This window comes from Streptomyces sp. NPDC006012, from assembly GCF_042871185.1.
Classification (GTDB): Bacteria; Actinomycetota; Actinomycetes; order Streptomycetales; family Streptomycetaceae; genus Streptomyces.
The window spans coordinates 113,899-125,614 of sequence record NZ_JBIAIE010000013.1; the positions used below are offsets into that span (position 1 = coordinate 113,899).

At 70.1% G+C, this 11,716-nt stretch carries 11 protein-coding genes; all 11 read left to right on the forward strand.

Features of this window, described 5'->3' with window-relative positions:
• Window positions 1–173: 173 nt before the first annotated feature.
• The 11 genes from ACFYPJ_RS22660 to ACFYPJ_RS22710 all read left to right on the forward strand — a co-directional run bounded on the left by ACFYPJ_RS22660 (window position 174) and on the right by ACFYPJ_RS22710 (window position 11,617).
• Window positions 174–1,589 (forward strand): NAD(P)/FAD-dependent oxidoreductase, encoded by a 1,416-nt coding sequence (locus ACFYPJ_RS22660; RefSeq protein ID WP_389019976.1) that lies wholly within the window; start codon window positions 174–176, stop codon window positions 1,587–1,589.
• Window positions 1,586–2,878: a cation:proton antiporter gene (locus ACFYPJ_RS22665; RefSeq protein WP_389019979.1), complete on the forward strand. Its 1,293-nt coding sequence runs from the start codon at window positions 1,586–1,588 to the stop codon at window positions 2,876–2,878. The genes ACFYPJ_RS22660 and ACFYPJ_RS22665 overlap by 4 nt, the downstream gene beginning before the upstream one ends.
• 27 nt (window positions 2,879–2,905) lie before the next feature.
• Window positions 2,906–3,772 carry a diiron oxygenase gene (locus ACFYPJ_RS22670; RefSeq protein WP_389019982.1) on the forward strand — a complete coding sequence of 289 codons (867 nt, stop codon included), beginning with the start codon at window positions 2,906–2,908 and terminating at the stop codon, window positions 3,770–3,772.
• The gene (locus tag ACFYPJ_RS22675) at window positions 3,772–4,614 is read left to right on the forward strand and encodes a hypothetical protein (protein ID WP_389019985.1); all 843 of its coding nucleotides are present in this window, start codon (window positions 3,772–3,774) and stop codon (window positions 4,612–4,614) included. Before ACFYPJ_RS22670 ends, ACFYPJ_RS22675 begins: the two co-directional genes overlap by 1 nt.
• The gene (locus ACFYPJ_RS22680; RefSeq protein WP_389019988.1) at window positions 4,611–5,030 is read left to right on the forward strand and encodes a holo-ACP synthase; all 420 of its coding nucleotides are present in this window, start codon (window positions 4,611–4,613) and stop codon (window positions 5,028–5,030) included. Before ACFYPJ_RS22675 ends, ACFYPJ_RS22680 begins: the two co-directional genes overlap by 4 nt.
• Complete coding sequence (locus tag ACFYPJ_RS22685) at window positions 5,008–5,250, forward strand: phosphopantetheine-binding protein (protein ID WP_389019991.1); 243 nt, start codon at window positions 5,008–5,010, stop codon at window positions 5,248–5,250. Before ACFYPJ_RS22680 ends, ACFYPJ_RS22685 begins: the two co-directional genes overlap by 23 nt.
• Before the next feature lie 23 nt (window positions 5,251–5,273).
• A complete protein-coding gene (locus ACFYPJ_RS22690) occupies window positions 5,274–6,101 on the forward strand; it encodes a class I SAM-dependent methyltransferase (protein WP_389019994.1) in 828 nt (275 codons plus the stop codon).
• A 29-nt stretch (window positions 6,102–6,130) separates the two neighbouring features.
• On the forward strand, window positions 6,131–7,714 hold the full coding sequence (locus ACFYPJ_RS22695) for a class I adenylate-forming enzyme family protein (RefSeq protein WP_389019997.1): 1,584 nt from the start codon (window positions 6,131–6,133) through the stop codon (window positions 7,712–7,714).
• A 41-nt stretch (window positions 7,715–7,755) separates the two neighbouring features.
• Window positions 7,756–9,003 (forward strand): 5-aminolevulinate synthase, encoded by a 1,248-nt coding sequence (gene hemA / locus ACFYPJ_RS22700; RefSeq protein ID WP_389020000.1) that lies wholly within the window; start codon window positions 7,756–7,758, stop codon window positions 9,001–9,003.
• Window positions 9,000–10,562, forward strand: a complete 1,563-nt coding sequence (locus ACFYPJ_RS22705; RefSeq protein WP_389020004.1) for a long-chain fatty acid--CoA ligase — start codon at window positions 9,000–9,002, stop codon at window positions 10,560–10,562. Before hemA ends, ACFYPJ_RS22705 begins: the two co-directional genes overlap by 4 nt.
• Before the next feature lie 248 nt (window positions 10,563–10,810).
• Complete coding sequence (locus ACFYPJ_RS22710; RefSeq protein ID WP_389020007.1) at window positions 10,811–11,617, forward strand: DUF4157 domain-containing protein; 807 nt, start codon at window positions 10,811–10,813, stop codon at window positions 11,615–11,617.
• Window positions 11,618–11,716 lie beyond the last annotated feature (99 nt).

The following is an 11,716-nucleotide window of genomic DNA, read 5'->3' on the forward strand; positions in this document are numbered from 1 at the left end:
ACCGGTCGGCGTCGATCACGATAACCACACCTCCGAGCCGGATGCGGACACCGGTACAAGTGGAGGGTGGCCACATGTGGCCACCCTCTTCTGGTTGTTGCGAGTGTCGACAACCGATATCTAGCGTCTCCCGCGTCTGAAGTTGGACGTCAACCCGAGACGAGGAATCGGCAATGGGGGAACGCACGCAGGTCCTGGTGATCGGTGGCGGGCCGGCGGGCAGCACGGCCGCCGGACTCCTGGCCAAGCAAGGCATCCAGGTGACCCTCTTGGAAAGTTCGATATTTCCGCGCTACCACATCGGTGAGTCAATCCTGCCTTCGGTGCTTCCGGTACTCGACCTGCTCGGCGTCCGGGAGAAGATCGACAACCACGGTTTTGTCCGCAAGGACGGCGCGTACTTCGAGTGGGGGCCGGAGAACTGGGACCTCAACTTCAACCACCTGACCGGCGCCGGCGGGTACAGCTACCAGGTGGTGCGGTCCGAGTTCGACCACATCCTGCTGAAGAACGCCGAGGAGCTCGGCGTGGACGTGCGGCAGGGCGTGAAGGTCACCGAGATCGAGTTCCACGAGGGCCGGCCGGTCAAGGCCCGCTGGACGGCCTCCGGCGACCGGGCGGTCACCGGTGAGATCGGCTTCGACTTCCTGGTGGACGCGTCCGGCCGGTCCGGCGTGATGGCCACCAAGTACCTGAAGAACCGTCACTACCAGGAAGCCTTCAAGAACATCGCGGTGTGGTCCTACTGGCGCGGGGTCAAGCCGCTGGACACGGGCCCGGCCGGCGCGATCGCGGTCTGCTCGGTGCCGTACGGCTGGTTCTGGGCGATTCCGCTGCACGACGGCACCCACTCGATCGGCCTGGTGGCCAAGCGGACCGCGTTCGCCGAGGAACGGGAACGGCTGGGCGGGATCGAAGAGGTCTACTTCGACGCCCTCGCCCAGTGCCCGCGCGTCTCCGAGATGGTGCAGGGCGCCGAGCGGCAGCCCGAGTTCAAGGTCGAGCAGGACTACTCGTACATCTCGGAGCGGTTCAGCGGCCCGGGTTACCTGATGGTCGGCGACGCGGCCTGCTTCCTGGACCCGTTGCTCTCCACCGGCGTGCACCTGGCCACGTTCAGCGCGCTGCTGGGCGCCGCGGCCGTCTCCGCCGTCGTGCAGGGCGAACTGTCCGAGGACGAGGCCACCTCGTTCTTCACCAAGGCGTACCGGCAGGCGTACGAGCGGCTGCTGGTGGTGGTGTCCTTCTTCTACAAGAGCTACAACCGCCAGTCGCAGTTCTTCGAGGCGGACAAGCTGACCCGGCGCGAGCGGCACATGCTCAACCTGTACGAGTCCTTCCTGCACATCGTCACCGGTGTCGAGGACCTGACCGACACCCAGGACGGCACCGGGGCGCTGGACAAGGTGGCCGAGCGCATCCGTTCGCAGGGCGACCTGGACACCCAGGGCGGCATCCTCGCCGGCCACAACGAGGCGATGAACTCGATGCCCGCCTCCCCGGACAAGGCCGTGGCCGGGCTGTACCTGGAGCTTGAGCCGAAGCTGCGGATCCGGCGGCTGGCCGAACCGGCCGTCGAGAAGGAATGACCTCCGGCCAGAGCGTCACGCTGCTGCTGGTGCTGGCCCTGGTGCTGGCGGTGGCCAAGACGCTCGGCGCGCTGCTGGCCCGGTTCGGCCAGCCCTCGGTGATCGGGGAGATCCTGGCCGGCATCCTGCTCGGCCCGACCCTGCTGCCCGGCTCGGTGCAGCGCGCGCTGTTCCCGGCCGACATCCATCTGATCCTGAGCGCGCTCGGCACCCTCGGGGTCGCGCTGTTCCTGTTCCTGATCGGCCAGGAGCTCACCCGGCATCCGCCGCGCCGGCAGACCGGGGTCGTCCTGGCCGCCACGGTCGGGTCGATCGGGGTGCCGTTCGCGCTCGCGTGCCTGCTGGCCGTCACCGTGATCGAGCCGTCCGGCGGGCGGTCGCTGGGCTACACGCTGTTCCTGGGCACCGCGATGTCCGTGACCGCGTTCCCGGTACTGGCCCGTATCGTCCGCGACCGCGATCTGCTGGGCACCCCGGTGGCCGGGATCTCGCTGGCCAGCGCCGCGATCGGCGACCTGCTCGCCTGGTCGATGCTGGCCGTGACGGTCATGGTGACCTCCGGCCACACCCAGTGGCGGCTGCTGCTGATGTTCCCGCTGCTGGCGCTGGTGTTCGCGGTGGTGCGGCCGCTGCTGGCCAGGTGGGCCGGACGGCGGGCGCGGCGCGGGCAGACCCGGGAGCCGTATGCGGTGGCACTGGCCGGAGTGCTCGCCTGCGGCGCGGCGACCGAGTGGCTGGGCCTGCACATCATCTTCGGCGCGTTTCTGTTCGGCCTGGTCATGCCCTCGGGTCCTGGCGGGCTGCGCGAGCCGGCCGGCCGTCAGCTGGGGCTGGTGACGGAGTACCTGCTGCTCCCGGTCTACTTCGTGGTCGCCGGCGCCCAGGTCGACCTGTCCCGGCTCGGGGTGTCCGGGTTCGCCGAGTTCGGCGCGATCATGCTGGTCGCGGTGGGCGGCAAGTACCTCGGTGCGGCGGCCGGCGCCCGCTGGTCCGGACTGGACTGGAGACGCTCGGTGGTGCTGGCCACCCTGGTCAACACCAGAGGACTCACCGAACTGATCATTCTCACCGCCGGACTCCAACTCGGCCTGCTGGACCAGCGGCTGTACTCGCTGATGGTGCTGATGGCGGTGGTGACCACCGTGATGGCCGGCCCGCTGCTGCGCGTCCTGTACCCACCACGGCTGGTCGCCGCGGACCGGAAGCGGGCGGCGGCCGAGGAGCCGGCTGCGGACCCGGACCGGTCACCGGTCACCACCGCGGCGGCGGCCGGCGGCACCACCGCATAAATGATCTCGAATGGAGTGGCACAAAACATGGTCAGCGAGCTGATCAATACCGACAAACGATTCCTGGAGATCCTCGACCGGCTGACCACCAAGTCGATCGACGACTACTACAACCCCTACCGACTCTTCGAGTGGCCGGACAGTCTGCCGGACGCCATGTGGTGGATGAGCCCCGAGCTGACGACCACCCACGGCACCGCCGTCGCCGAGCGGCTGACCGAGGAGCAGCGGTACGCGCTGTCCAAGTTCGAGAGCATCAACTTCTACAGCCTGAACGTGCACGGCATCCGGGAACTGCTCATCGAGGTCACCCGCCGCATCCACACCAAGGGGTTCGAGACACCGTCGGAGTTCTTCCACCACTTCATCGGTGAGGAGAACGAGCACATGTGGTTCTTCGCCGAGTTCTGCCTGCGCTACGGGGAGAAGATCTACCGGCAGCCGGCCGGGGCGAGTGTGGAGATACCGAAGTCGGACGTGGAGAGCCTGCTGGTCTTCGCCCGCATCCTGATCTTCGAGGAGCTGGTCGACCACTTCAACTCCCGCATGGCGGCCGACGACCGGCTGCACGACACCATCCGCGCCATCAACCGGATCCACCACCAGGACGAGTCCCGGCACATCGCGTTCGGCCGCGAGCTGGTCACGGCGCTGTGGGCCGACGTGCGGCGCACCTCCTCCGAGGAGGAGCGGGCCGGCATCGCCGACTATCTGCGCCGGTACCTGACGTACAGCTTCGAGTCGCTGTTCAACCCGCATGTCTACCGGGACGCCGGGCTCGCCGATCCGCTGGCCGTGCGCGAGGAACTGCTGGCCTCGCCCACCCGGGCGGAGTTCGAGCAGAGCGTCTTCCGCAAGACCTCGAAGTTCCTTGAGAAGATCGGAATCATCTGATGACCGCGAACTCCGCGCCGGTCGCCCACTCCTACGCCCTGTCCGTGCTCGACCCGGACCAGACCGATCTGCTGCGCGCGCTGGACGGTGTGTTCACCGGCTGGGGCCGCGCGGCCGGCGCCCGGGAGATCCTGCCGCCGCCGGTGTACCCCGTGTCGGACCTGGAGAAGTTCGACGTCTACACCAACTTCCCGCACCTCGCCCTGGTCGCGGCGCCGCTGGACCTGGCGGACGGCCCGCCGAAGCCGGCGGACGGCCGGTTCGCCCCGGCCGATGTGCGGGAGGTCCGGCTCGGCCTGCCGCACGCCACCTGCTTCGGTGCCTACCTGTTCTACGAGGGCGCCGAGCTGGCCCAGGACACCCTGGTGACCCTGGTGAACCGGTGTTTCCGCAACGAGGACCACTATGTCCCGCTGCGCCGGCTGGCGAGTTTCCAGATGCGGGAGATCGTGGCGCTCGGCTCGTTCGAGCACACCCAGCAGGTGCTGGCCGCCTTCACCGAGCGGATCACGGCGTTCGGTGCGGCGGTGGGCCTGGACCTGGACCGGGTGGCAGCCTCGGACCCGTTCTTCGAGAACGACGGCGCACGGGCGCTGCTGTCCAGACTCAGCCCGGTCAAGTACGAGTTCCAGGCCGGTGACCTGGCCATCGCGTCGGTCAACACGCACCGCAACTTCTTCGGCGAGCGCTGCCGCATCCGGCTGGCCGGCGACACCGGCTTCGCCTTCACCAGCTGTGTGGCCTTCGGGCTGGAACGCTGGCTGGCGGTGCTGCTGGACGCGCACGGCGGCGCGACCGAGGCGCTGGCGGCGGTGCGGGACGCCGCCGCCCGGGTCCCGTGACGGTGGCGGGCCGGGTCGGCATCGACATGGTTCCGTTCGGCCGGGTCCGGGACCTGGTGCGCGACGAGTCCATGCTGGCCCGGGTCCTGTCCCCCGAGGAGATCCGGCTCTCCCACGACGGCACCGGCCCCGACGTCCCGGGCATCGCGGGCCGGCTGGCCGCCAAGGAAGCAGTGTTCAAGCTGTTCCACGTACCCGACCAGACCCTGCCGTGGCGTTCCATCGAGATCATCACCGCCGAGGGCGGCTGGCCGGTCGTACGGCTGGCCGGACGGGCGGCCGAACTCGCCCGGTGCGCCGGCATCGAGGACATCGCGGTAAGCATCACGCACGACGACCCCTGTGCCGTGGCGGTGGCGTTCACGGCCTGCGACCCCGACATCAGGAGTGCTCATGGCAGCGACAGGCAGCATTGACGAAGTCCGCAGCTGGATCCTCAAGCGGCATCCGGAGCGGCAGGTCATCGACGCCGAGGAAAACCTCATCCAGACCCGACTGGTCGACTCGCTCACCTTCGTCGAACTGGTCTACGTGATCGAGAACGCGACCGGCGTGGAGATCGACTTCGACAACATCGACATCCAGGACTTCCAGACCCTCGCCGCCATCGAGAAGGCGTTCTTCGTCGCGGCCTGACACACCTCAGGAAGGAAGTACTCATGGAAGCCGTCTCGTACACGGCCCAGTGGACGGCCGCGGCACGGGCGTTGGAGACCGAACGCGGTGACCAGGCCATCTTCAAGGATCGTTTCGCCCGCGCGCTGGCCGCGCCGCGGGGATTCGAACTGCTGGAGAAGAACCGGGGCAGCGGGCTGATCCCGTTCATCGCGATCCGCACCCGCTACCTGGACGAGAGCATCCAACAGATCCTCGCGGACAACGACATCCGGCAGATCGTGTTCGTCGCCGCCGGCATGGACACCCGCCCGTTCCGGCTGGAGTGGCCGGACGGTGCGACGGTGTACGAGGTCGATTTCCCCGGGCTGCTGGAGGAGAAGCGCCGCCGGCTCGCTGGGCTCCGGGCGCAACCGCTGGTGGACCGCACCGAGGTCGCCGTCGATCTGCGCCGGGAGTGGCTGCCCGAGCTGGCGCAGGCCGGGTTCGACCCCGGCCGGCCCACCCTGTGGATCGTCGAGGGGCTGCTGTTCTTCCTCACCCCGGAGCAGGCCACCGACCTGCTGCGCGCCCTCGGCTCGGCCTCGGCACCCGGCAGCTGGCTGGGGGTGGACTTCGTCAGCCAGGCGCTGCTGCGCAGCCCGTTCTCCCGCGAGTTCCGCCGCAACCTCGAAGAGGACGGCACGCCCTGGCTGTTCGGCACCGACGAGCCCGAGGAGTACCTGGCCTCGATCGGCTGGAAGGCGCGCGACGTCAGGGAACCCGGCGAGCCGAGCACCGCGCACGAGGACTGGCCGTTCCAGGTGCAGCCCCGTGACCGCAAGGGGCCCTCACGCAGCTGGCTGGTGCGCGCCGAGTTCGTGGGCGGCTGAGGAGACCCGGGGCAGAGGGAGAGATCGGTATGGCGACAGACAGTCGGGAATGGTGGGCGGCAGCGGGCGGTTACGTCGCCGAACTGCTCTCCGTTCTCGCCACGGAACCGGAAAAACCGGTGCTGCACTACCGCGGTTCCTGGATCACCGGGGGCGCTCATCTGCGCTCGGTGACCGGGATCCACCGCACCCTGCACGCATCCGGAGTGGGACACGGCACGGTCGTCGGCGTACTGACCGCGTCCAACAGTCCCGACATCCTCGCGGTCCGGCACGCCGCCCACCTGCTGCGGGCGGCGGTCGGGCATCTGCGGACGACCAATCCGGGATCGAGCGCGGCGATGCTGGCGTTCGACGACCAGCTGGAGATCCTCCGGACCACCGGCACCTCCGTGCTGTACGCCGATCAGGACAGCGCCGACCGGGCGGCCGAACTCTCCCGGCGGGCCGGTGTCCCGGTGATCGGCCCCGGTGCGCCGGGGATGCGGCGGGCCGTGCCCGGGGACGATCCGGGACCGGCGAGGCCCGTGCCTTGGTCGCCGGAGGATCTGGCGGCCATCGCGTTCACCAGCGGCAGCACCGGGCGGCCGAAGGGCATCAGGAAGTCCCGGCGGTCCTGGGACAGCGTGGTGTACGGCACGATCGCGCAGGGCCGGGAGGCCCGGCAGATCACGGCGCTGGTCGGCACCCCGCTGAGCCAGACGGTCTCGCAACTGGCCGATGCCGCGTTGATCGACGCGGGCCGGCTGGTGCTGCTGGAGGAGTTCACGCCGGACGCCTGGATCCAAGCGGTCGGCGAGCACGCGGCGACCCGGACCTTCATGGCCACGAGTCATCTGTACCGGGTCCTGGACCGCCTGGAGGAACGGGGCCTCGACGACGCGACGGCCGCCGGGCTGGCCGGCATGCGGCGTCTCGACTACGCCGGCAGCCCGGCGGCGCCGACCAGACTCGCCGAGGCCGTGAAGGTGTTCGGCGCCGGCAGCCTGTTCCAGCAGTACGGCACCTCCGAGACCGCCAGGATCAGCTGCCTGGCGGGGGACGACCATGCCGACCCCGAGCTGCTGTCGACGGTGGGGCGGCCGTTCCCCGGCGTCGAGATCGGCATCTGCGACCAGGAGACGGGCGCTCCGCTCGCCGACGGACAGGCCGGCGAGGTGCGGGTGCGCTCCCCGCATGTCATGGACGGCTATCTCGACGAGGTGCTGACCGCGCGGGTGCTCCGCGACGGCTGGTACCACACCGGGGACATCGGATACCGCGACGAGCGGGGCTATCTGCACCTGATGGACCGGGTCGCCGACATGGCCAAGATCGACGGGGTCAAGGTGTATCCCACGGTGGTCGAGCGCGCGATGCTGACGATTCCGGGGATCGCGCAGGCAGCCGTGTACGGCTTCCTGGGCAAGGACGGCCTGGAACACCTGCATGCGGCGATCACCCTGCGTCCCGGCGCCTCGGTGAGCATCGACGAGGTGCGCGGCCACCTCGGCAACATCCTCTCCCCGGCACACGTCCCCGAACAGGTACTCGTCCTCGACGAGGTTCCCCTGAACGCCGCCGGGAAGCCCGACAAACCACGCCTGCGACTGGAACACGCGTCGCACGCCTGAAACCAAGGCAGATCCATATCCCACCCTGGAGTTGGAGAACCATGCCAACGCATCTGCAACACTTCACGCACACATTGGCACCGGCCCAGACACCGACCCGTGAGTTTCTCGAAATCGGCCGGCGTGCCGGGCACTTCCCGAGCGCCATAGCACGTATCCCCGACGGTGACACCGAGGTGAGCGTGTGGTGCAGCAACGATTACCTCGGCATGGGACAGCATCCGATGGTGCTGGCCGCCGTACACGACGGGGTGGCCAAGTTCGGTGCCGGGTCCGGCGGTTCGCGCAACATCGGCGGTACGAACCACCGGCACGTCGAGCTGGAACGTGAACTCGCCGACTGGCACGGCAAGGACGCGGCGCTGCTGTTCGCCTCCGGGTACACCGCCAACGACGGTGCGCTGACGGTGCTCGCGGGAAACCCGGCCGGCACCGTCGTGTTCTCGGACGCGCTGAACCACGCCTCGATCATCGACGGGCTGCGGCACAGCGGCGCGACCAAGCGGATATTCCGGCACAACGATGTCGAACACCTGGCGCAACTGCTCGCCGAGACCGACCCCGAGCTGCCCAAACTGATCGTGCTCGAATCGGTCTACTCGATGTCGGGTGATGTCGCCCCGCTCGCCGAGATCGCCGACCTGGCCGATCGTTTCGGCGCGACCACGTTCCTCGACGAGGTGCACGCGATCGGCATGTACGGGCCGCAGGGCGCGGGGATCGCGGCGCGCGAGGGCATCGCCGACCGGTTCGACGTCGTCATGGGCACACTCGCCAAGGGGCTCGGGACGGTGGGCGGTTACATCGCCGGCCCGCGCGACCTCATCGACTACGTACGGGCCACCTCCCGGGCGTTCGTCTTCACCACCTCCCTGCCGCCGGCCACCGCGGCGGGCGCGCTGGCCGCGGTACGGCACCTGCGCAGGTCCGAGGACGAGCGGCAACGGCTCGCCGAGAACGCCCGGCTGCTGCACCGGCTGCTGGACGAGGCCGACATCCCGTACAAGTCCGCCGACTCGCACATCGTCTCGGCGCTCGTCGGCGACGACACCCTGTGCAAGCGGGCGTCGGCGCAGCTGCTCGACCGGCACCGCATCTATGTGCAGGCCATCAACGCCCCCAGCGTGCGCGAGGGCGACGAGCTGCTGCGGATCGCGCCGTCGGCGACCCACACCACGACGGACGTGAAGAAGTTCGCGGAGGCGCTCGCCGGGATCTGGCTCGACCTGGGGATCCCGACCGCCTCCGAGCGGAAGGAACCGTCCACCGTCGCGAGGGAAGCGGTGTGACCCGACCGCTGGCCGCCGTGCTCGCCGACACAGCGGCACGGCGGCCGGACGCGGCGGCGGTGGTCTTCGAGTCCGCTTCCGTCACCTACCGGCAGTTGTGGGAGCAGGCCCGGACCTGTGCCGCCGAGTTGCGCCGGCACGGGATCGGGCCGGGTGACCGGGTCGCGCTGCTGCTGCCCAGCACTCCGCAGTTCCCCGTCGTCTACTACGGCACCCTCGCCCTGGGGGCCGTAGTGGTCCCGTTGAACACCCAACTGCGGTCCGGTGAGGTCGAGTTCGTCCTCACGGACAGCGGCGCACGCGCGCTGGTCTGCGCGGGGCCGACGCTGGACGAGGGGGCGAAGGCGGCAGCGGCCGCCGGTGTCACGCTGTTCACGGTCGGGGAGGAAGGCGGGGACGAGAACGGGGTGGCGAACGGGGACGAGAACGCCCCGGGGGTGCGGCTGGACCCGCACGGGCCGACGCCCCCCGTCGCCGCCCACTTCCCCAGCTCGCCGGACGACATCGCCGCGATCCTGTACACGTCGGGCACCACCGGCCGCCCCAAGGGGGCCATGCTCACGCACCGCAACATCGTCACCAACATCGAGGTGACGGCCGTGTCCCCGTTCGCCGCCCGGCCCGACGACGTCCTGCTGTGCAGCCTTCCGCTGTCCCACACCTTCGGCCAGACCTGTGTTATGGGCGTGGCGTTCCATGTCGGCGCGGCCGTCGTCCTGATGCCCAGGTTCGCCGCCGAGCCCGCGCTGGAACTGATGGCCAAGTACGGGTGCACCGTGTTCATGGGCGTGCCGACGATGTACCACGCGCTGCTGGAGGCGGTCGCGAACGGTGCGCCCGCGCCCCGGCTGCACCGGCTGTACAGCGGCGGTTCGGCGCTGGCGGTCCCGGTGCTGGAACGGGTCCAGGAGGTGTTCGGCTGCCCGGTGTACGAAGGGTACGGGCTGACCGAGACCTCCCCGTGCGTCGCCTACAACCAGCCCGGTTCGGTCACCCGGCCGGGCACCGTCGGCACCCCGGTCGCCGGCGTCGAGGTCGGCGTCGCGCGGCCCGGCCTGGAGGACCGCGTTCAGCTGCTGCCCGCGGGCGAGGTGGGCGAGGTCGTCGTCCGCGGGCACAACGTGATGTCCGGATATCTCGGGCTGCCCGAGGAGACGGCCGCCGTTCTCGTCGACGGCTGGTTCCGCTCGGGCGATCTGGGCGTGCTGGAGTCGGACGGCTGTCTGCGGCTGGTCGACCGGAAGAAGGACGTCATCCTGCGCGGCGGCTACAACGTCTATCCCCGCGAGGTCGAGGAGGTGCTGCTGCGGCATCCCGCCGTCGGGCAGACCGCGGTGATCGGTATCCCGGACGACCGTCTGGGCGAGGAGATCTGCGCGGTCGTCGTGGCCCGTCCGGAGTTCACCGCGGACCCCGCGCTGGCCGCCGAGGTCGTCACCTGGAGCCGGGACCGTATGGCGGGCTACAAATACCCGCGCCGAGTCGAATTCGCGCAGACCCTGCCCACCGGCCCCAGCGGCAAGGTACTCAAACGCCTTCTGGTCCAGCGGTATTCGTAAGAAGGGGGCGGCCTGCTTCGGGCAGGAGATCGCTACGAACCGCCGGCAGCGGCTGGAGCTCGCGGCCCGCCGGTCACCGGGGCCGGCGGGCCGCCGACGTGGGGAAGCCCGGCAGGCCGCCCGCCGACGCGGCCTTGCCCGAAGAGGCAACCCGGGCTGCCCCTTCCCGCCGCCTGCGCCCCTGGACGGGAACCGGACCGGCCCGCGACGCTTGGTCCGAACGTCCGGCATTCCCCGGGGAGCGGCAGATGCGCGCACACGATCAGGGACAGGAACACGAGCACGACGAGTCCGTCAGGACGGCCCGGGAGACCCACGATCAGGCGTCGGCAGGTCTTCCGCACCTGCTGAAGGCCGCCGCCACCGGGCGTACAGAGGTGATCGGCCCCTCCGGGATGAGCACCCTGCAACGAACGGTCGGCAACGCCGCCGTCGGCGCGGCGCTCCAGCGGGAGGCGGAACCGGAGCCGGAGCAGCGCGAGGCTCGCTCCAGCGTCCACGACGTGGTCTCGTCCGGCGGCGGTCAGCCCCTGGACACCGACACCCGCATGGACATGGAGGGCCGGCTCGGCGCTGACTTCTCCTCGGTGCGCGTGCACACCGGATCGGCGGCACACGAGTCGGCGAAGGAGGTCGGCGCGCACGCCTACACGGTCGGCGACAACATCGTCTTCCAGCGGGACAGTTTCGATCCCGCCTCGCACCAGGGCCGTACCACGCTCGCCCATGAGCTCACCCATGTCATCCAGCAGCGCAACGGCCCGGTGGACGGCACGGAGGCACCGGGCGGGATCCGGGTGAGCGACCCGTCCGACCGCTTCGAGCAGGAGGCGTCGGCCAACGCGGAGCGTGTGCTGGCCGCCCCCGCCCCCGCCCCGGAGCCCGGCGCGGCACCCCTGGAAGCCGCCCCGCCGGCCGCTGCCGCCACCACCGCCCCGGTGCAGCGCCAGGCCGCCGACGAGGACGAGGAACCGGCGGATGTGCAGGGGTCGTTCGTGCAGCGGGCGGCGGAGGACGGAACCGAGGAGGAAGAGGAGTCCGCGCCCGAGTCCTGACCGAAGCGACACGGCACCGAAGGGACCCGGCCACGCAGTCGACAGGTGTCTCCGGGCCGGCGTCCGGGCCGTACGGACGGGGCCGGCGGGCAGCGGACC